Annotated in this window: 19 protein-coding genes; 10 read left to right on the plus strand and 9 right to left on the minus strand. The window is 52.6% G+C overall.

Features of this window, described 5'->3' with window-relative positions:
- Positions 1 to 57: 57 nt before the first annotated feature.
- The 4 genes from accA (at position 58) to C9J03_RS20180 (ending at position 4,374) form a co-directional block, all read left to right on the plus strand.
- On the plus strand, positions 58 to 1,017 hold the full coding sequence (accA, locus tag C9J03_RS20165) for an acetyl-CoA carboxylase carboxyl transferase subunit alpha (RefSeq protein ID WP_044622600.1): 960 nt from the start codon (positions 58 to 60) through the stop codon (positions 1,015 to 1,017).
- Between the two features lie 140 nt (positions 1,018 to 1,157).
- Complete coding sequence (gene tilS / locus C9J03_RS20170; protein ID WP_044622601.1) at positions 1,158 to 2,480, plus strand: tRNA lysidine(34) synthetase TilS; 1,323 nt, start codon at positions 1,158 to 1,160, stop codon at positions 2,478 to 2,480.
- A gap of 130 nt (positions 2,481 to 2,610) precedes the next feature.
- A complete protein-coding gene (locus C9J03_RS20175) occupies positions 2,611 to 2,922 on the plus strand; it encodes a c-type cytochrome (protein ID WP_039458331.1) in 312 nt (103 codons plus the stop codon).
- Between the two features lie 240 nt (positions 2,923 to 3,162).
- Entirely contained in the window at positions 3,163 to 4,374 is a 1,212-nt protein-coding gene (locus C9J03_RS20180; protein WP_044622602.1) for an aromatic amino acid transporter, read from the plus strand.
- Positions 4,375 to 4,498: 124 nt separating this feature from the next.
- On the opposite strand, the gene C9J03_RS20185 is transcribed toward C9J03_RS20180, so the two are convergent.
- From C9J03_RS20185 to metN, 9 genes are all read right to left on the minus strand, one after another.
- Positions 4,499 to 4,687, minus strand: coding sequence for a DUF4250 domain-containing protein (locus C9J03_RS20185; RefSeq protein ID WP_039458216.1), 189 nt, complete (start codon positions 4,685 to 4,687; stop codon positions 4,499 to 4,501).
- Complete coding sequence (locus C9J03_RS20190) at positions 4,687 to 4,893, minus strand: YaeP family protein (RefSeq protein ID WP_039458213.1); 207 nt, start codon at positions 4,891 to 4,893, stop codon at positions 4,687 to 4,689. Before C9J03_RS20190 ends, C9J03_RS20185 begins: the two co-directional genes overlap by 1 nt.
- 146 nt (positions 4,894 to 5,039) lie before the next feature.
- Complete coding sequence (locus C9J03_RS27115; RefSeq protein WP_044622603.1) at positions 5,040 to 5,900, minus strand: GGDEF domain-containing protein; 861 nt, start codon at positions 5,898 to 5,900, stop codon at positions 5,040 to 5,042.
- 79 nt (positions 5,901 to 5,979) lie between these two features.
- Positions 5,980 to 7,113, minus strand: coding sequence for a patatin-like phospholipase family protein (locus C9J03_RS20200; protein ID WP_039458207.1), 1,134 nt, complete (start codon positions 7,111 to 7,113; stop codon positions 5,980 to 5,982).
- Positions 7,114 to 7,265: 152 nt separating this feature from the next.
- On the minus strand, positions 7,266 to 8,981 hold the full coding sequence (locus C9J03_RS20205) for a proline--tRNA ligase (protein ID WP_044622604.1): 1,716 nt from the start codon (positions 8,979 to 8,981) through the stop codon (positions 7,266 to 7,268).
- 160 nt (positions 8,982 to 9,141) lie between these two features.
- A complete protein-coding gene (tsaA, locus tag C9J03_RS20210; RefSeq protein ID WP_039458200.1) occupies positions 9,142 to 9,846 on the minus strand; it encodes a tRNA (N6-threonylcarbamoyladenosine(37)-N6)-methyltransferase TrmO in 705 nt (234 codons plus the stop codon).
- Between the two features lie 126 nt (positions 9,847 to 9,972).
- Complete coding sequence (locus C9J03_RS20215; protein ID WP_044622605.1) at positions 9,973 to 10,788, minus strand: MetQ/NlpA family lipoprotein; 816 nt, start codon at positions 10,786 to 10,788, stop codon at positions 9,973 to 9,975.
- Positions 10,789 to 10,871: 83 nt separating this feature from the next.
- Positions 10,872 to 11,558, minus strand: coding sequence for a methionine ABC transporter permease (locus tag C9J03_RS20220; RefSeq protein ID WP_039458195.1), 687 nt, complete (start codon positions 11,556 to 11,558; stop codon positions 10,872 to 10,874).
- Positions 11,548 to 12,582: a methionine ABC transporter ATP-binding protein MetN gene (gene metN / locus C9J03_RS20225; RefSeq protein ID WP_039458191.1), complete on the minus strand. Its 1,035-nt coding sequence runs from the start codon at positions 12,580 to 12,582 to the stop codon at positions 11,548 to 11,550. The genes C9J03_RS20220 and metN overlap by 11 nt, the downstream gene beginning before the upstream one ends.
- 334 nt (positions 12,583 to 12,916) lie before the next feature.
- On the opposite strand from metN, the gene gmhB reads away from it, so the two are divergent.
- The 6 genes from gmhB (at position 12,917) to C9J03_RS20255 (ending at position 19,360) form a co-directional block, all read left to right on the plus strand.
- Entirely contained in the window at positions 12,917 to 13,471 is a 555-nt protein-coding gene (gmhB, locus tag C9J03_RS20230) for a D-glycero-beta-D-manno-heptose 1,7-bisphosphate 7-phosphatase (protein ID WP_039458187.1), read from the plus strand.
- Between the two features lie 198 nt (positions 13,472 to 13,669).
- Positions 13,670 to 14,695: an ABC transporter permease subunit gene (locus C9J03_RS20235; protein WP_044622606.1), complete on the plus strand. Its 1,026-nt coding sequence runs from the start codon at positions 13,670 to 13,672 to the stop codon at positions 14,693 to 14,695.
- 2 nt (positions 14,696 to 14,697) lie between these two features.
- Positions 14,698 to 15,741, plus strand: coding sequence for an ABC transporter permease (locus tag C9J03_RS20240; RefSeq protein ID WP_044622607.1), 1,044 nt, complete (start codon positions 14,698 to 14,700; stop codon positions 15,739 to 15,741).
- A gap of 36 nt (positions 15,742 to 15,777) precedes the next feature.
- Positions 15,778 to 17,613, plus strand: a complete 1,836-nt coding sequence (locus C9J03_RS20245; protein WP_044622608.1) for an extracellular solute-binding protein — start codon at positions 15,778 to 15,780, stop codon at positions 17,611 to 17,613.
- An 11-nt stretch (positions 17,614 to 17,624) separates the two neighbouring features.
- The gene (locus C9J03_RS20250; protein WP_052829716.1) at positions 17,625 to 18,491 is read left to right on the plus strand and encodes an ABC transporter ATP-binding protein; all 867 of its coding nucleotides are present in this window, start codon (positions 17,625 to 17,627) and stop codon (positions 18,489 to 18,491) included.
- A 32-nt stretch (positions 18,492 to 18,523) separates the two neighbouring features.
- Entirely contained in the window at positions 18,524 to 19,360 is an 837-nt protein-coding gene (locus C9J03_RS20255) for an ABC transporter ATP-binding protein (RefSeq protein WP_082060574.1), read from the plus strand.
- Positions 19,361 to 19,737 lie beyond the last annotated feature (377 nt).

A 19,737-nucleotide genomic window follows, 5' to 3' on the forward strand; every position in this document is an offset into this window, starting at 1 on the left:
AGCCCATAGTTATCTGTTATAGATTCCCATAATTATGAGCAAAAGGACTGAAATGGTATGAGCCTGAACTTCCTTGAGTTTGAACAACCGATTGCTGAACTAGAAGCAAAAATCGAAGCACTGCGTGACGTTTCGCGTCGTGATGAGTCTAAATCGGTTGATTTGGATAAAGAAATTGAGCAACTGGAAAAGAAGAGCCTAGAGCTGACCAAGAAAATCTTCGGTGATCTAGGCGCTTGGCAAGTGGCTCAGTTGGCGCGTCACCCACAGCGTCCATACACGTTCGACTATGTCGAGAATATGTTTACCGAGTTCGACGAGCTGGCAGGTGACCGTGCGTTTGCCGATGACAAAGCCCTTGTGGGGGGCATTGCCCGCCTTGATGGCCGCCCTGTGATGGTGATCGGTCACCAGAAAGGCCGCGAGACCAAAGAGAAAGTGCTGCGTAACTTCGGTATGCCAAAGCCGGAAGGGTACCGTAAGGCCCTTCGCCTGATGAAAATGGCGGAGCGTTTTAAAATGCCTATCGTGACCTTCATTGACACCGCGGGTGCATACCCTGGTGTCGGTGCGGAAGAGCGCGGTCAGTCCGAAGCGATTGCGACCAACCTCAAAGAGATGGCCGGTCTTACCGTACCGGTGATCTGTAATGTGGTGGGTGAAGGTGGTTCCGGTGGCGCGCTGGCGATCGGTGTGGGTGACTGCGTGAACATGCTGCAGTACTCAACCTACTCGGTGATCTCGCCTGAAGGTTGCGCCTCTATCCTGTGGCGCGACTCTGACAAAGCGCCTCAGGCGGCCGAAGCGATGGGCATGACCGCTGAGCGCCTTAAGGAGCTTGAGCTTATTGACAACATCATCGAAGAGCCGCTGGGCGGCGCGCATCGCAATGTTGTCGAGATGTCGGCATCATTGAAAAAGCAAATCCTGGCAACATTGGAAGAGCTTGACCAGCTTGATACCGAAACCCTGCTTGAGCGCCGCTACCAGCGCCTGATGAGCTACGGTTACTGTTAAGGTGCTGAGCTTGCCTGTGCGCAAGGAAGTTTAGAAAATAACGGGTCAGCCCTTGGGCTGGCCCGTTTTTTATTATGGATTTACCTTTGCCGGGGCTGAGAAGGTATACTTTTGCTGTGTGTTAATTCGGATGTCGCTCAATGCTTTATGCCAACCTAGAAGCCAACCTTGCAACCCTGACGGACAAATCAGCCCGTTTCGTTCTTGCCCTCAGTGGCGGCATGGACTCGCGGGTGCTGCTGCATTTGATGGGGCGCTATTTAGAACGTAACCCAGCGGCATCCTGCAAAGCCGTCCATGTTCATCACGGCCTGAGTACCAATGCCGATCACTGGGTAGAGCTCTGTGCCGGGTGGGCCAAAGAGACGGGTATCGACTTGGTGGTTGAAAGGGTTTCTCTGGCTTTGGGCAAGCGGACAAGTGTCGAACAGCAGGCCAGGGAGGCCCGTTATGCGGCCTTGCGCACCCATATCCAGCCCGGTGATATCCTGCTGACAGCCCAGCATGCCGACGACCAACTGGAAACCGTGCTGCTGGCCCTGAAGCGGGGGAGTGGGCCGGCCGGGTTATCGGCCATGCCGCAATGCACGGCTTTTGCAACTGGCTGGCATCTTCGCCCTTTGCTTGACCAGCCGCGTGCTGCCATTGAGCAGTACGCCCACCAATACAGTCTTGAGTGGGTGGAGGACGAGAGCAACCGCGATGAGCGCTATGACCGCAATTTCCTGCGCCATCAGATCACCCCGTTGTTGCATGCCCGTTGGCCGGGGATCCGCAAAGCCGTTGCCCGCAGTGCAGCCTTGTGTGCCGAGCAGGAAGCCCTGTTACAGGAGCTGCTTGCCGAGCAGCTCAGTAAGGCCATCTCGGCCGATCAGAGTTTGGATATCGCCTGCCTGTGTGCGGACAAGCCGGGGAACGAGCGGCGGGCTAAGGCGCTGTTGCGCTATTGGCTTGCTGCTGTCGGTGTGAAAATGCCGTCGCAGGCCCAGCTCGATCAGATATGGTATTCGGTCGTGCTGGCCAAGCCGGATGCCAATCCCAAGGTGTGCTGGGGCGAGGTGGAAGTGCGCCGGTTTCGCAGCCGTTTGTATGTTGTCCGGCCATGGCCGGCTGTCTCCGGTGATGTGGTTCCGCTGCGGCTAAACGAAGTCAGCCCGCTACCTGCGTCATTGGGCTCGTTGGTGCTGGCGGAGTCAGGGCATGGGCAGCTGCGCCGTCCGCGGCCAGAAGAGCCGCTGTCGGTGCGCTTTGAGCCCGCAGGGCTGGAGGTCCAGCCGGTAGGCCGGGTCGGCAAGCGCAAGCTGAAGAAGCTGTTTCAGGAGTATGGGGTACCTAGCTGGCAACGGCGGCGGACCCCACTGCTTTTCTATGGCGAGGCGCTGGCGGCGGTGGCTGGATTGTTTGTTGTCGAGGCTTTTGCTGGCAAAGATTGTGATCTGATCTGGCACTACGAGCAGGAATAAGTGCACAATATCAATACTTAGTTTGGTATTTATTGTTGAAAAAAGGCACAATTTAAAGTGCTGAGTGTGTTGTCGTGCCAGCGTCACCCCGGAAGGGGGAATGGATAACAGAGATAATAATGAGGACCTGATGAAGAAAGTATTAGCTTGTGTAATGTTAGCGGCCGTAATGGCAAGTCCAGCGATGGCTGCGGGCGATCCGGTCGCCGGAAAGGCTAAAGCTGCAGTATGTGCAGCCTGTCATGGGGCTGATGGCGTAGCGGTGATTCCTGGTTACCCAAATCTCAAAGGGCAGAATGAGCAGTATCTGGTCAGCTCGCTGAAGGCATACAAAAACAAAGAGCGTAACGGTGGCATGGCCATGGTGATGCAGCCGCAGGCTTCCATGCTTAGTGACAACGATATTGCCAATGTCGCGGCGTATTTTTCACAAATGAAATGATCCCTGCGCCATCAGTAGCCGGTTGATCTCTCAGGCTACCTAGCACAACAGTTAACCACGGTCGCCCAGCCCTTTTCTTGCAAAGGGGCTGGGCGATTTTTTTATGGCTGAACGCTGTAAACTAATATTTCCATCTGGTTGATTATCTTTTGCCCAAATGATTACTCTGCTGTTGCGTTAAATGCCAGAACACATTATTGTACTAGCACGCTGATACAATAAAATTATCTAGGAGTCATTATGAGTAAACCATCCACCCTTGGAGGCGCGTGCATTATCGCCAGTGTCTGTGTTGGGGCCGGCATGCTTGGGTTGCCAAGTGCAGGTGCGGGTGCGTGGACGTTATGGAGCGTGATTGCCATTTCTTTCACTATGATCATGATGACGCTGTCTGGTTGGTTGCTGCTGGAAGCCCTCAAGCATTATGAACTCAAAGCGTCGTTCAATACCGTTGCCAAGGATGTATTGAGCGGAAAGGTCAATTTTATCAATAATTTGTCGCTGTATTTTGTGGGAGGGATTCTGCTTTACGCGTATATTTCATCGTCCGGTATGATTTTCAGTGAAATGCTGGGGGTGACGCGCGAGTTGGCTTCGGTCTTGTTTGTTGCACTCTGTTCGGCTTTTGTCCTGCACTCTACCCGCGCTGTGGACCGTATTTCCATGGTACTGATCCTGTTTATGATCATTAGCTTTGTACTGGGTGTTTCCGGGCTGGCTTCTAATATCAGTGTGCCAGTGCTATTTGCCCAAGGCGAAGGGGAAAGCGCTTACTCGGCCTATGCCTTAGCCCTGTTGCCGGTCGCGCTAACGTCATTTGGTTATCACCATTCGGTCAGTACCATGCGTGATTACTATCAGGATGAGCACCGTGCCAAAAAAGCCATCCTTGGCGGCACTCTGATTGCCCTGACATTCTATCTCGGCTGGGTGATCTGTATCTTCGGCAACCTGCCGCGTCAAGATTTCGGCCCAGTAGTTGCTGCTGGTGGCGGTGTGGATGCCCTGATGTCGGCACTGACATCAGCTATTGATTCAAACAGCATTAAACAAGCCCTGCATATCTTTTCTATTGCCGCGATTGTTTCATCATTTATTGGTGTTGGGCTGGGGGTGTTCGATTACTTGGCTGATCTATTTGGTTTTGCGGATGATAAGCAAGGGCGACTAAAAACCTGGGGTGTGACATTTGTGCCGCCATTGGTGTTCTCGTTAGTGGCGCCGTTTGGTTTTGTTGCGGCGATTGGTTTAGCCGGTGCGGCTGCAACGATTTGGACCTGTATCATCCCGGCGACGTTGGCAAAAACACTGCGTCAACGCGCACCGGAGCAAGAAGGCTTTGTGGTTCCCGGGGGGAATGCGACGATTTATGTGGTCATGGCATTTGGGGGGCTGACCGCTGCCTTCCACCTACTGGCAATGGCAAATATGCTGCCTGTTTTCAGGGGCTAGGCTAGCGCTAGGGTGAACATCTCGTCCTGAATGAATGGATAAAAAACGGAAGCCTTGGCTTCCGTTTTTTGTTCACTGCGGGCTGATTGCTCATTGATAGCTCTACGCCCCGGAGCTCGCTTGCTTACCTAAATTGTTTGGCATCTGGCAGGTAGTCAAAACCGGCACCGGCTAGCCTGGCAACCAGTTTGTCTTTGTCGATATCGTAGTATTTGACCAGGGCATCCAGATCACCGAACTCATCACGGATTTTCATGTTGACGATGCTCATCAGCATGACAGGATCCATAGTCTCGTATTTGTTCAAATCCATTACGCGTCCTCGTGGTCGCTCATCAGCAGGTTGGCGGCGGCAAAGGCTGCGCGTTCGCGGACTTCCTCTGGCAGCGTGTCGTTGGCTGCGATGTCATTCAGTGCCTTGACGGCGCAGTGAATCGCATTGGGAATATAGCCGAGCTCACCGCCGCCGATCTGCGCGTAGATCATACGTACTTGCTCGCAGCACTCGTAAATTTTCATAGTTTTGTCCTTCATAAACAGTGATTTCGGCAACTAACTAGCCATAGTGGGTTGGCGAAAGCATGCTTTAATATTGCTGGCGGGCAGCACCCAGATGTTGGCAGGTATTACTATACCAAAGACTGGCTGGGGACGGCAGAGCGGATTTAGCGGGTACGTTTTTGTTTGTATAGATGGCGATCAGCGCGGTCAACCAAGGTGATATTGGTATCGCCTTTCTGGTAGACGCTAAAGCCGCTGGAGCAACCTATTTTCAGGGTACGCAGGATAGCATCGTCTGCCATCAAGCTATCTAGCCGGCGGATCACATGAAGGGCTGCTGCGTCAGTCGCAGGTTGGAGTAGGACCGCAAATTCATCACCCCCTATGCGGTAGCAGCGGTCTGTTGCCCGAACTGATTTTTTCAAAAGCAGTGCGAAGTGGCGGATCACCTTATCACCGTCGGGGTGGCCAAACCGATCGTTGACCTGTTTGAAGTTGTCGAGGTCGAACATGGTCAGTACCAGGCCGATATTGCGTCTTTCGCTCATTGCGATCGCATGGCTGATATCTTGCTCAAAGCTGTTGCGGTTGCCAAGGCCGGAGAGGTAATCCCGCAGCGCCATATTTTTGACCCGGCGGTATTCTAGTGCACAGGCCAGCGGTCCGGCAAATAGACGGTGGTAGGTATGAAGCAGGTTGACCTCGTCTCTATCGAGGGCATAAGGGGTATGGTATTGCAGCTTGCCCAAGTCCTGCTTATTGAAACGGAGGATGAAGGTTTGCCGGAATTGCGTATTGGTACCTTGGCGGACGAGGGTGGTTGTATCATCTGAGTGCCAGGTTAACCTGTTGATATCTATCTGTTTTTCAATCTCCCTGATGAAGATATCAAACAATAAGTTGATATCCAGCTTCCCTTGGAGTTTTTGTAGCAACAGCAGGCGCTGATCAGCCCCAAGGGGTTTGGTCCTTGGTTTTGCATATTGGCTATCGGCCAGCTTGTCATTCCAGTGGAGAGGTTCCATACAGGCGTCAAAAAATTAATAGGGAACTTACTATAGGCAATTATTAAGCCATTTCAATACCTAAACTGAGTTTATATTATTAATTACCTGATTTAATTAAGAAACTGCGAAGAAGGGCTTCTTTTTCCTGGGTGTCTTCATACCCCATCTTGATCAGGGCATGGATGTAGGCGGGTTCGAACAGGATATAGCTGGTGATGGCAGCATCATCCTTGGGGCTGATACCGATTAACTGCATCAAACCGCGGGTCATGGGAGGAAGGTGGCAGTAGTACTTGCGGGCAAGGTGCTCAAAGGACCGGCTAGGTGACAGGTGGAAAGGCTCGATTTTCCTCAGCTTCTGCTTTTCCTGGATGGACGGCATACTGTCAATCAGCGCATTGATCCGGGAGAGGTTTTCCAAATCGGCGGTCAGGGTGTCACTGAAAATCGTATCCATCAGATGGCCACCCAGGGCTGCCAGCCCTGGCGCCCGGGTGTGATCGGGACTATCAAGCTTTTGGTTGATGAGATCGATGATCAGTATTTTATCCGCCCCCATTTTGAGCGAAGGGCGCAGTGGAGCCAACTGGTGGATGGAGCCATCCCCATAGTAGGCTTGGCCGATGCGGGTCGCGGGGAACACCAAGGGAATGGCGGAAGAGGCCAGCAGGTGATCGGTGGTGATCAGTGAGCGGCGTCCCTTCGACTTGGCCCTGTCCCACTCGTTGATGTCTGATTGGCCTTGGAAAAAACTGACGGAGTGACCGCTTTTGTAGCTGGAGGCGGTGATGGAAATGCCGTGGAGATTACCGGCTGCAATCTGCTTCTCCAGTCGGGAGTAGTTATTGACCTGGTTGAGCAGTTGGCGCAAGGGGCGGTTGTTGAGCAAGCCAAAAGGGGGGCGATCGTGGTGGTGGGCTTGCAGGCGAGCAAACCACTGGCTGATAAGGTAACCACTCATGCCGCGAGGCGTCGTCGCAAAAATGCGCCGGCTATGCAAGCGTGACCAGATCCATTCCAGCTTTTTGACCCCCAGACGAAAGCAGGAGGCGTAACAAGCGATTGAAGTGGCGTTGATAGCCCCTGCCGAGGTCCCGCAGTAAATACTGAACGGACTGTGGTGAACCCGTGGATACCATTCGGAAATGGCCTTGAGAACCCCGACCTGGTAGGCTGCCCTTGCTCCCCCCCCGGTGAGGAGCAGGCTGATCCGTGGCTTTTCCTTGCCCATAGCGCTCCTTTCTTTTTTTTCTACCTATAACTATACCCCTAATTTTCACACCTGTTGCAATTTTGCAGGGTAATAAGGTAGATAAGCTATTGGGCAGCAGGTAAAAAAAAGCCTCCGCAAGGGAGGCCTTTGGTAACTGAATCGTTTTTCGATTAAGCCAGTTTCTGCTTAACGAACTCAACGATATCTGCCACAGCAACACCTTCTTTGGTGCCGGCACGACGGTTTTTGTATTCCATCTCGCCGTTTTCTAGGCTGCGGTTACCGATCACGATAGTGTGCGGGATACCGAGCAGTTCGTGGTCGGCGAACATGACACCCGGGCGCTCTTTACGGTCGTCGAACAGGACTTCGATACCGGCAGCAGTCAGCTCAGCGTAGAGCTTCTCAGCCGCTTCCTTCACTTCAGCCGATTTCGCCATGTTCATCGGTACGATAGAGACCTGGAATGGAGCGATCGCGTCAGGCCAGATGATGCCGTTTTCGTCGTTGTTCTGCTCAATAGCAGAAGCAACCACACGGGATACACCGATGCCGTAACAGCCCATTTCTAGGATAACGTTCTTGCCGTCTTGGCCAAGCACGCCACAGTTCATTTTCTCTGAGTAGTTAGTACCCAGCTGGAAGATGTGGCCGACTTCGATACCGCGCTTAAGCTGGATCGTACCCTGACCGCATGGGCTTGGGTCACCTTCAACCACGTTGCGTAGGTCTTCTACCTGGCCAAGCTCAACATCACGGCCCCAGTTGATACCGAAGTAGTGTTTGTCGTCAACGTTAGCACCAGCGCCGAAGTCGCTCATTACCGCCACAGAGCGGTCAATGATGAACGGCAGTTTCAGGCCTACTGGGCCTAGAGAGCCTGGGCCTGCACCGATCAGGGCTCGGATTTCTTCTTCGGTTGCCATCTCAAGCGGAGAAGCAACTTCTTTAAGGTTTTCGGCTTTAACTTCGTTTAGCTCGTGATCACCACGGATGATCAGGGCAACAAGCTCTGCATCGATTTCGTCAGAGGCTTTAACGAACAGTGTCTTGACCGTTTTCTCGATTGGCAGCTCGAACTGCTCAACAAGCTCAGCGATAGTTTTCGCGTTTGGCGTGTCAACCAGCGTCATCTCTTGCGTTGGCGCAGCCAGCTCAGTAGCAGGGGCCAGGGCTTCTGCTTTTTCGATGTTTGCTGCGTAATCAGACTCGGTAGAGAAAGCGATCAAGTCTTCACCGCTCTCAGCCAAGACGTGGAACTCGTGAGAGCCGCTACCACCGATGGCACCGGTATCAGCCAGTACTGGGCGGTAGTCCAGACCCATACGGTCAAATGCCTTACAGTATGCTTCATGCATGGCTTCGTAAGACTTCTTAAGGCCTTCTTTGTCAATATCAAAGCTGTACGCATCCATCATGCTGAATTCACGGGCGCGCATTACACCGAAGCGAGGGCGGCGTTCGTCACGGAATTTAGTCTGGATTTGGTACAGGTTTAGCGGCAGCTGCTTGTAAGAACTCACTTCGTTACGCACAAGGCTAGTGATCACTTCTTCAGCTGTCGGGCTAAGTACAAACGGACGGTCATGGCGGTCAGTAAAGCGAAGTAGCTCAGCGCCCATCTTTTCAGAACGGCCTGTCTCTTCCCATAGTTCGAACGGCTGAACCACGGGCATCAAAGTCTCAACAGCACCTGCATTGTTGATTTCTTCGCGAACAATGTTCTCGACCTTACGTAAAACACGCAGACCTGTAGGCAGCCAGGTGTAAAGACCTGAAGCCAGCTTACGGATCATACCTGCACGAAGCATTAGCTGGTGGCTAACAACTTCTGCGTCATTTGGAGTCTCCTTCAGGGTAGAAAGAAGATAGTTACTGGTACGCATTGATGGTATCCGTTTGTTTAGATGAAAATAAGGAATGTGGGGGACAGGCCCCAGCCACCGATATAGGCGGTAACCGCATATACTACCAGCCAATTGGCCGTTAGCCAAAGGGATTGGATAGCCGCAGCGGGGAAATTGCCCTCAAACAGAGCCCCCAGGGTTATTTTACAATGGGTTTATCCAGTGCCGTAACGGTCACTACACCATTAATAACGGTGAATTTAACATTGTAGTCGAACAGGTGGACGGCATATTCCTTGGTATCGGCTTTGCCTTTTTTATAGGCTGGACGAGGATCCTGCGCCAGCACTTCGGTGATGACGGCACGCTGGCGTGCCAGTTGTTTCCCCTGGAACTGGCTCTCGGCCTGTTCGGAGAATACCACCGGCAGGGTTGCCGGCTCGCGGTCGGCGAAGCCGCCATGGGCCTGAGGCAGGCTGTCGGAATAGGGAACGTAAGGTTTGATATCGACAATTGGGGTTCCGTCGACCAAATCCACACCGCCAAGTTCGATGATGACATCACTACCTTGCTGGCGCACACCGATCAATTCCACCGCTGACATACCGATGCCATTGGGGCGAAAGGTCGCTCGGCTGGCAAATACCCCAATACGCTCGTTGCCGCCGAGGCGGGGAGGGCGGACAGTGGGGCGCCATCCTGCCTCGAGGTTCTGGTCGAACAGGAAGAGTAGCCACAGATGGCTGAACTGCTCCAGCCCGCGAACCGCTTCTAGGGCATTGGCCTCACCTTGCAGGACGATTTCGGAGCGGGCACTCGGAACCAACCCCGGCTGGCGAGGAACGGCAAACTTTTCTTTGTAAGGGGAGCGGACAATGCCGATAGGTTCGATTTGGTATGACATGGCAGTTCAGGTGAGCAATGTGTTATGGGTAATGGCGCAGAACATAGCATTATGGCGGGGGCAAAAAAAGCCCCGGCATGATGGCCGGGGCGGGATTTGCAGAGGTGGGATCAGGAAAGGAGGATATTACCAGCCTTTAACGACGCCACCCTGGAAGATTTCTTTAGCCGCTTCGTACACCACGTCTGACTGGTAAGCCTTGATAAACGTTTGCACGTTTTCAGCGTCAACGTTGTCTTCACGGGCAACAATCAGGTTTACATATGGCGACTCTTTGTCTTCCACGAACACACCATCACGCTCTGGCGTCAGGTTGATGCTGCTCGCGTACGTGGTGTTGATGATCGCTAGCTGAACATCGTCCAGAGAACGAGGGAGCTGGGCTGCTTCCAGTTCAACAATTCTCAGGTTGCTTGGATTTTCCACGATATCCAATACGGTCGCGGTTAGGCCAATGCCATCTTTCAGTTTTAACAGGCCTTGCTGCTGAAGGAGAAGCAAAGAGCGGCCAAGGTTGGTTGGATCATTCGGTACTGCAATCTGGTCGCCGTCTTTTAGCTCATCGATAGATTCGATTTTGCTTGAGTAACCGGCAATCGGGTAAACAAAAGTGTTACCGGCAACGGCAAACTTGTAGCCACGGTCGGCAATTTGCTGATCAAGGTATGGTTTGTGCTGGAAGGCATTGGCATCGATCGAGCCTTCTTCCAGCGCCGCATTCGGCGATACGTAATCGGTGAAGGTGATCAGCTCAACATCCAGGCCGTATTTTTCCTTGGCTTCTTTTGCTGCTACTTCAGCCACTTGCTCTTCAGCGCCTGCCATCACCCCAATTTTAATTTTGCTGTTATCAACCACTGCGTCCTTCTCGCCACAACCGGTCAGTACCAATGCTGATGCCAGGCCGGCGACGGCGACGAGGTTCTTCAAATTAAAAGCCATGTTATATCTCCTTAAAACTGGGGTTTTCCGTAATACTAGATGGAATATGTGTTATCTGTGTTGTTTGTTATCGGTGCTGTCTGTTACCTGTGATCGAAGCGCTTGACCAGGTGGTCGCCGGCTGACTGGATCAGCTGGACCAGGATAACCAGCATCACCACGGTGATCAGCATGACGGTTCCGTCAAAGCGCTGGTAGCCGTAGCGGATCCCGACGTCACCCAGGCCGCCGCCACCGACGGTCCCGGCCATTGCCGAATAGCTCACCAAGGTAACCAGGGTGATGGTCACCGCGTTGATGATGCCCGGCAGGGCTTCTGGCAGCAGGACCTTGCTGATGATCTGGCGTGGGGTTGCTCCCATCGCCTGCGCCGCTTCCACCAGGCCGGTTGGGACTTCCAGCAGTGCGCCTTCAACTAGGCGGGCAATGAACGGAATGGCTCCCACGGTCAGTGGGACGATAGCGGCAGCGGTACCGATCGAGCTGCCGACCACAAATCGGGTAAACGGGATGATCGCGACCAGCAGGATAATAAATGGGATCGAGCGGCCGATATTGGTCACGATCCCCAGCGCTTTGTTGAGCACTGGGTTGGCCAGCAGGCCGTTGTTTTTGGTCAGGTGCAGGGCAACCCCTACCGGGATCCCGATCAAAAAGCCGATCAGGCCAGAGGCAAAGACCATGACCAGGGTTTGGCCGAGGGCGTCGATCAGCAGATCAACCAAACGTTCGTTCTGGGTCCACCAGGTGGTAATTGAATCAAGCAACATAGCCCAATACCTCTACATTTACTTTGTGATCGCGAAGGAAGTTAATGGCTTGTTCTGCCGCTTGTTCGGTACCGAAGAATTCGGCCAGCATCAGGCCAAACTTGACGCCGCCGGCGTAATCCATGTCTGAGCTCAAGATACTGATGTCAATGTTGAACTCGCGAGCCACCTGGGAGATCAGCGGGGCATCGACCGACGCACCGGTAAATTCAAGACGGATCAGCGGGTAGCTGTTTTCAATGCGGGTTTCAACCATGCGAGCCCGGTAGTCTTCCGGAATGGAAAGATCCAACGTCGAGCGGATGAACTCGCGTGCCAGTTCGGTTTTCGGGTGGGCGAAGATATCACCGACCGGGCCTTTCTCGACCAGTTCACCGTCTCCGATGATCGCCACTTCCGAGCAGATGCTTTTGACCACATCCATCTCATGGGTGATCAGCAAAATAGTCAGGTTGAGCTTGCGGTTGATCTCTTTGAGCAGAGTCAAGATAGACTGGGTCGTTGCCGGGTCAAGGGCGCTGGTGGCTTCGTCACACAGCAGTACTTTGGGATCGGAGGCCAGTGCTCGGGCAATGGCCACACGCTGCTTCTGGCCGCCACTCAAGTTGGATGGGTAGGACTCGCGCTTGTCGGCCAAACCGACCAGCTCAAGCAGCTCATCGACCTTGGCTTTGATGGCGGACTTGCTGGTGCCGGCCAGCTCGAGAGGCAGTGCAACGTTGTCGAATACGGTACGGGATGACAGCAGGTTGAAGTGCTGGAAAATCATGCCGATTTTGCGACGGGCCTGGGTCAGCTCTTGGTTTGATAGCTGGGTCAGGTCGATGCCGTCCACAATGACGTGACCGCTGGTTGGGCGTTCAAGCAGGTTAACACAGCGGATCAGGGTACTTTTACCGGCACCGGAAGAACCAATCACCCCGAAAATGGTGCCTTGCTCAATGGTCAGGTTGATTTCACGCAGAGCGTGGATCGCCTTGGCCCCTTGATAGAAGACTTTATTGACTCTGTTTATTTCTATCATCGTATTTCCCAAATCCTATACCGTGTTGATGACGGGCACGCCCATCAATGGCTGCGACCGGTATATTGTTATGTTGTGTGTTGCATTTGCATTATTTTCTTGATGCGAGAGCTCTGTCTGCCAATTGCATCTATGGCTTTGATGCTATGGGCTAACATAAATGAAGTCAATAGATATTTTTACGTCTGGACGTCTAAATGTCTTTATAGCCATGGTGAGGGTAAGGCTTTTTTGTTTGCTTTGGCGACAGGGCCTTAGAGAAACAGGTGAATCCCATTGCTAGCCGTGCCATAATTTGGGGCATAACGAATACAGCGAGACAGAGGGCTGACGCTTGGCCAAACCAGCAGTTTTTATTGACCGTGATGGCGTGATTAACATCGATCACGGCTACGTGCATACCACCGACGATTTTGAATATGTCGAGGGGGTGTTTGAAGCCTGTAAGAAACTTAAGGCGATGGGGTATATGTTGGTGTTGGTGACCAACCAGGCCGGTATTGCCCGAGGTATGTACACCGAAGATGAGTTCTTGACCCTGACCGAGTGGATGGACTGGAACTTTGTTGATAATGGCGTGGAGTTCGATGGTATTTATTACTGTCCGCACCACCCGACGGAGGGGAAAGGCGATTATCTTCAGGATTGCAACTGCCGCAAACCAAAGCCAGGTATGTTTATCTCAGCCCGTGACTTCCTCAAGATTGATATGGCCAGCTCGGTGATGATCGGTGATAAGGCCGATGACATAAAAGCGGCCGAGGCAGCCGAAGTCGGCACCAAAATCCTGGTGCGTACTGGCAAGCCAGTCACCACCGAAGGTGAACAACTGGCTGACGCCGTACTCGACAGCGTGGCCGATGTGCCAGCTTGGCTGGCAGCACAATAATCCTGCACCTATCCTCTTGTTACCAAGGCCGCATTCGCGGCCTTTGTTTTATTTTTTCATGTCAAAGCTCTACCTCTCTCTGATTGTTAATATAAAGTTAATATGAGCGTGGCGTTTTCGAGCTGGTTTCCTGCCTCGTGTGAATAGATGCCAGTGGGAATGGCGCATCGTGCCTGTTTGACATGGAGCCGTTAAAACATGCTGTCATATTTTCTACGTCGGCTGGTATTGGTCGTCCCGACGTTTCTGGGGATCACTATCCTGATTTTCACCATCACCCGGTTTGTTCCCGGAGGGCCGGTGGAGCGCATGCTGGCCAATATGCAGGCGCAAGGTGATGGTGTGGCTGCCACGGCTTCTGCCGGAGGCAACTCTGCATTGTCTGAAGATCAAATTGCCGAGCTCAATGCCTTCTACGGCCTGGATAAGCCGGTACTGGAAGCTTATACCGAATGGCTTGGTAAGCTGATGGTCTTGGATTTTGGCGAATCAACCCGCTATTACGAGCCGGTTGCCGAGATGATTGCCGAGCGACTACCCATCTCCTTGTTCTATGGCGGCATGACGTTCTTCATCAGCTATTTTATTTCGATACCTCTGGGTTACTACAAGGCTCTCAAACATGGCTCGGTGTTTGATTCGGGCTCCTCGATCCTAATTTTTATCGGCTATGCCTTGCCCGGCTATGTGGTCGGTGTCCTGCTGATCACCTTATTCAGTTATCACCTGGAATGGTTCCCGATGGGCGGCTTCGTCGGTGAGGACTTCGATGACCACGGTAGTTTTTTCGAGCGGGCCAAGGACGTAATGTGGCATGCGGTGCTACCGCTGATCTGCTATTTGATCGGCGATTTCGCCACCCTGACGATGACGATGAAAAATAACCTGATGGAAAACTTGTCATCGGACTATATCCGCACGGCGATAGCCAAAGGGTTGCCGTTTAAAAAAGCGGTTCGCAAGCATGCCCTGCGCAATAGCTTGATCCCTATCGCCAGCCACTTTGGCAATTCGCTGTTGTTTTTCATGACCGGCTCGTTCTTGATTGAGGTGATTTTCAATATCGACGGGATTGGTCTGCTTGGGTACGAGTCGATTATCGAGCGGGATTACCCGGTTGTGATGGGGATCGTGGCGATCAATGCGGCCATGCTGATGCTGGGCAATATTATCTCGGACATCTGTGTGGCGCTGGTCGATCCCAGAGTGAGATTCGGAGCCTGATCATGTTGACGCTAAATCCTCTGACACGGAAAAAGATCAAGCGCTTTAAACAAATCAAGCGGGGTTATTGGTCCTTTCTCTTGTTGTTAGCGTTGCTGCTGTTGTCGTTGTTTGCCGAGTTGCTGATAAACAGCAAAGCGCTGGTGGTGAAATACGACGGGCAATACAGTTTCCCGGTATTGTCGGCGGTGCGTTTGGGGAGCGAGTTTGGCCAAGCCACTACAGGGGAGGCCGATTACCGGCAGCTGCAACAGAGCTTGGCCCAGCAAGGCGGGGACAACTTTGTCATTATGCCATTGGTGCCCTGGAATCCTTATGAGCAGGATTTTTCGGGTGACTTCCCGCCGACGCCACCGAGCCATGTGGACAAGCACTACCTCGGAACGGATGTGATAGGGCGGGATATCCTGGCCCGCTTGGTCTACGGGTTTCGGACCGCCATGGGGTTTGCCCTGATCACCATGGCTGTTTCCTATGCGATAGGGACTGTTGTCGGGTGTGCGATGGGTTATTTTGGTGGCAAATTTGATTTGTTTGTCCAACGCTTCATAGAGGTATGGTCGATGGTGCCTTTTCTCTATGTGATTATGATCTTGGTGTCGATCACCCAGCCGACCTTTGCCTTGTTTGTCGCGATTAACGTGTTGTTTGGCTGGATGGGGATGACCTGGTATATGCGGACCATGACCTACAAGGAGTCGGCCCGGGAGTATGTGATGGCGGCCAAGGCGCTGGGGGCATCGACCTTGCGAATCGTGTTCCACCATATTTTACCCAATACCATGGTTATGATCGTTACCTTGGCGCCTTTTACCATCGCCGCCAATATCACCGCGTTGACAGCCTTGGACTACTTGGGGCTGGGCTTGATGCCGCCGACGCCGAGTTGGGGGGAGCTGCTTCAGCAGGGGAAGTCGAACTTGGACTCACCATGGATTGTGGCTTCGGTGGTCAGTGCGATTGTACTGGTCTTGGTGATGGTGACCTTCATTGGCGAAGCGATCCGGGCTGCCTTTGATCCCAAGCAGTTTACCCGTTATGTCTAGCGACGTTTGCCGATGTGGAAAATAAGGATATTGCAAATGAAAAAGCATTTTAACTGTTCTGCTATCGCGATAATGGTTCTGTCCTGCAATACCGTGTTTGCTGCAGCGTTGCCATCCGGTGTGCAATGGCATTCAAACATGGATGAGCCACTCTTTGCCTCTCCCGAAGCCCAGTTTGGCGGGACGCTAAGAACCTACCTGGCCAGCTTTCCGCAGACTTTGCGCAGTGTCGGTCCGGATTCAAACTCCGGGTTGCGCCACTATTTTATGGATGGGGTCCCCAAGCTGGCAGCCCGTCATCCCAATACTGGCAACTGGATCCCCCAGCTCGCGACCGCATGGGCGTTTGGTGATGACAACCAGACGGTGTATTTCAAGCTAGATCCCAAGGCCCGCTGGTCCGATGGCGAGAAAGTAACCGCCGACGATTACCTGTTCATGCTTAGCTATTACCGCTCCAAGGATATTGTCTCGCCGTGGTACAACGATTTCTTTACTAACAAGATTGAATCTGTTGTTAAGTTTGATGACTACACCATTGCGGTGAGGTCGGCGATAAAAATGACCGATGATGAGCTGATGCTGCAAATCAACTTACCGAGTAATGGCTTGCAGCCCCGGCCTGAGCATTTTTTCAAACCGAAGAAAGACGCTAACAATGACGGCATCGACGATGATTTTGTCCGCCGCTATAACTTCAAGAGTGAGCCGACCACCGGCCCGTACTACATGGATAAGGTTAAGAAAGGCAAAAGCGTGACCTTCAGACATGTCGGCAAGGATTGGTGGGGCTACAGCAACCGCTACTACCGGCATCGCTACAATGTGGAGAAAGTCCGCTTCACGGTGATTCGGGATAACGACATTGCCCGCAAGCATTTCGAAAAAGGCAATCTGGATACTTTCGGTTTGGTTCTGCCTAGCCTGTGGCATGAAAAGGCCAATTCCAAGCCATACCAGAATGGCTACATCCATAAGTTTTGGGGCTACAACCAGGTGGTTCAGGGAGCCGGTGGACTGTGGATCAATACGGCCCAGCCGCTACTTGATGAGCGCAATATTCGCGCCGGAGTCACCTACGCCACCGATTTCGACGGCATGATAGCCAATGTGCTCCGGGGCGATTATGCCCGCAAGCCTCATGGGATGGGGTTTGGCCATGGCGGGTACGATCGCAGTGATAATACGCCGCCGGCCTTCAACCCCCAGTTGGCGGCGGAGTATTTTTCCCAAGCCGGGTTCGACAAGATTGGTGCCGATGGGATCCGGGTCAATAGCGAGGGGCAGCGCCTGAGCTTTGCCATTACCTATGGTTTCCAGCCCCATACTCCACGTATTGCCTATCTAAAGGAGCAGGCCAAACAGGCCGGCCTTGAGTTTACCCTCAACCTGGTCGATGGCTCCTCGGCTTTTAAGTACGTGCTCGAAAAAAAACATGATCTGGCGTTTATCAATATGAGCGGCGGTGAGATCCCCGCTTATTGGGAGTACCTCCACTCGGTCAATGCCAAACCACAGACCAATAACCATACCAATTTCCGTTCAGCAACAATGGACCGATTGATCGACAGCTATGACAGGGAGTTTGACCTCAAAAAGAAACAGGCCATTTCCCATCAGATCCAGAAAATAGTTTCCGACGAGTATCTTATTGTGCCGGGTTACATGGTGCCCTATACCCGTGAAGGCTACTGGCGCTGGATCAAGTATCCGACCCCAGCCATGACCAAGCATACCGAAGTGATGTTTTCGGTCGTTGATTTGGCGACCTTCTGGATTGACCAGCAGGAGAAGGAAGCCACCCTTGCGGCAATGAAAAAGGGCAAGACCTTTGCACCGGTCACTGTGATTGATGATACCTATAAGCTGTAAGGTCGGCTGCGATGAATGATGTCATATTGAGCGTGCGCAATTTGCAGACTGAGTTTGCCACCGATGACGGGGTGGTAAAAGTTCTTCATGGCGTCAGTTTTGACGTCCATAAAGGGCGAACCCTTGGTATCGTCGGAGAGTCGGGATGTGGCAAGAGCGTAACGGCGATGTCGATAATGGGCCTGTTGCCCAAGCCCTATGGCCGGGTAGTCGGCGGGCAGATCCTATACCGAGGGACAGATCTGGTGGCGCTGCCTCCGGAGCAGATGTATGCCATGCGGGGCAACAGGATCTCGATGGTGTTCCAAGATCCGATGACGGCGCTCAACCCCGTCCAGTCGAACGGTCAGCAGATCAACGAAGTACTGCAACTGCACCGCCCAGAATTGAGCAAGAGGGAAAGAGGTCAATATGCTCTTGAAATGCTCAATAAGGTTAAGATCCCTATGCCGGAGAAGCGGCTGTGGGAGTATCCGCACAATTTGTCGGGGGGCATGCGCCAGCGTGTCATGATAGCTATGGCGCTGGCGTGCAAACCAGACATACTTATTTGTGATGAACCAACAACCGCGCTGGATGTGACTGTGCAGGCCTCAATTCTTGAGTTGATTGATGAGCTTCAGCAGCAAACGGGTATGTCGGTACTCTTCATTACCCATGATCTCGGCGTCATCGCTGAAATCTGTGACGATGTCGCGGTGATGTATGGGGGAAAGGTGGTGGAGTACGCCGACATCTTCGATTTGTTTGATACGCCCCAGCACCCTTACACCGAACGTTTGTTGGCTTTGATACCGAAATTGGATGATGAGCCCAAGCAGGCTATCGAGATAAAACCGGTAGATATTGCTTTGTTCCCACCAGAGCACGACGGGTAAGAAAGGGGGGCGGAGTGGTAAAGGAAGGGTGTGTGACTGAATTATTAAGGATTGAAAACCTCAAACAGCACTTTGTTTCCGGCAAGGGAATATTTCGCAAGGGATATACGGTCAAAGCCGTGGATGGGGTATCGCTGGCGGTTCGTCGCGGCGAGACGCTGGGGTTGGTGGGCGAGTCCGGTTGTGGCAAGAGCACGCTAGGCAGAACCATCCTCAAACTCTATGAGCCGACGGCAGGGAAGATCTACTACGAGGGGCGAGATATTACGGCGCTGTCTTCCCGCGAGATGCGGCCGCTGCGCAAAGAGATGCAAATTGTCTTCCAGGATCCGATGGAATCGCTCAACCAGCGCCATACTGTAGGCGTGATATTGGAAGAGCCTTTTATTATCCACCGGATCGGGACGCCGCAGGAGCGTAAGCAGTGGGTGAGGGAACTATTGGTTAAGGTGGGGTTGCCGAAAGAGTCGGTTAATCGGTATCCGCATGAGTTTTCCGGCGGCCAGCGGCAGCGGATCGGTATTGCCAGGGCGATTGCCCTCAAGCCCAAGTTGCTGATTTGTGACGAGTCGGTATCGGCGTTGGATGTATCGGTTCAGGCACAAATCCTCAATTTGCTGTTGCACCTCCAGCAACAGATGAACCTGGCGATTATCTTTATTTCCCATGATCTCTCGGTAGTGAAGCGTATCTCTGATCGGGTGGCGGTGATGTATTACGGTAAAATTGTTGAAATGGGTAAGATTAAGGAGGTTTATGCCAACCCACAGGCGGATTACACCAAGAGATTGTTGGCAGCGGTACCTGTTACCCACCCCAGGGATAGGAAGCGCAAGAGACGGACCAACAACAGCTCCAATGTTGCCTAACCATTGTCAGTTCATTTCCTATATCGTCTAGGTCAGTGCTGTTTTTATTGTGGCTAGCTGATTTTACTAATTTGTCTCAGCGCGCCCTCTCCGGTTTTTAAGCAAAAATGAGCGGCTCGGTACAAAAAACAATCAAACGGCTTGTTTGTGGTATTTTTTGTTGAATTAGGGCTTGTCAGGCTGGCGGAAGTCTCTATAATGCCGCCTCACTGACACGGAGAACGGCAACTTAAGTCGATAACCAATCAGTATTGTTCTTTAACAATTTGACCATGCAATCTGTGTGGGCACTCGTGAAATGATAGTCAACAAAAGAATTATCAATGAAACTGAGTGACCAATACGAAATAGCTTCGGCTATATCGGCACAGTCAATT

This window comes from Photobacterium gaetbulicola, from assembly GCF_003025515.1.
Taxonomy (GTDB): Bacteria; Pseudomonadota; Gammaproteobacteria; order Enterobacterales; family Vibrionaceae; genus Photobacterium; species Photobacterium gaetbulicola.

Excerpts from the sequence above, each read along its gene's own strand:
- accA (WP_044622600.1), top strand. The coding sequence starts at position 58 with ATGAGCCTGAACTTCCTTGAGTTTGAACAACCGATTGCTGAACTAGAA.
- tilS (WP_044622601.1), top strand. The coding sequence starts at position 1,158 with ATGCTTTATGCCAACCTAGAAGCCAACCTTGCAACCCTGACGGACAAA.
- C9J03_RS20175 (WP_039458331.1), top strand. The coding sequence starts at position 2,611 with ATGAAGAAAGTATTAGCTTGTGTAATGTTAGCGGCCGTAATGGCAAGT.
- C9J03_RS20180 (WP_044622602.1), top strand. The coding sequence starts at position 3,163 with ATGAGTAAACCATCCACCCTTGGAGGCGCGTGCATTATCGCCAGTGTC.
- C9J03_RS20185 (WP_039458216.1), bottom strand. The coding sequence starts at position 4,687 with ATGGATTTGAACAAATACGAGACTATGGATCCTGTCATGCTGATGAGC.
- C9J03_RS20190 (WP_039458213.1), bottom strand. The coding sequence starts at position 4,893 with ATGAAAATTTACGAGTGCTGCGAGCAAGTACGTATGATCTACGCGCAG.
- C9J03_RS27115 (WP_044622603.1), bottom strand. The coding sequence starts at position 5,900 with ATGGAACCTCTCCACTGGAATGACAAGCTGGCCGATAGCCAATATGCA.
- C9J03_RS20200 (WP_039458207.1), bottom strand. The coding sequence starts at position 7,113 with ATGGGCAAGGAAAAGCCACGGATCAGCCTGCTCCTCACCGGGGGGGGA.
- C9J03_RS20205 (WP_044622604.1), bottom strand. The coding sequence starts at position 8,981 with ATGCGTACCAGTAACTATCTTCTTTCTACCCTGAAGGAGACTCCAAAT.
- tsaA (WP_039458200.1), bottom strand. The coding sequence starts at position 9,846 with ATGTCATACCAAATCGAACCTATCGGCATTGTCCGCTCCCCTTACAAA.
- C9J03_RS20215 (WP_044622605.1), bottom strand. The coding sequence starts at position 10,788 with ATGGCTTTTAATTTGAAGAACCTCGTCGCCGTCGCCGGCCTGGCATCA.
- C9J03_RS20220 (WP_039458195.1), bottom strand. The coding sequence starts at position 11,558 with ATGTTGCTTGATTCAATTACCACCTGGTGGACCCAGAACGAACGTTTG.
- metN (WP_039458191.1), bottom strand. The coding sequence starts at position 12,582 with ATGATAGAAATAAACAGAGTCAATAAAGTCTTCTATCAAGGGGCCAAG.
- C9J03_RS20235 (WP_044622606.1), top strand. The coding sequence starts at position 13,670 with ATGCTGTCATATTTTCTACGTCGGCTGGTATTGGTCGTCCCGACGTTT.
- C9J03_RS20240 (WP_044622607.1), top strand. The coding sequence starts at position 14,698 with ATGTTGACGCTAAATCCTCTGACACGGAAAAAGATCAAGCGCTTTAAA.
- C9J03_RS20245 (WP_044622608.1), top strand. The coding sequence starts at position 15,778 with ATGAAAAAGCATTTTAACTGTTCTGCTATCGCGATAATGGTTCTGTCC.
- C9J03_RS20250 (WP_052829716.1), top strand. The coding sequence starts at position 17,625 with ATGAATGATGTCATATTGAGCGTGCGCAATTTGCAGACTGAGTTTGCC.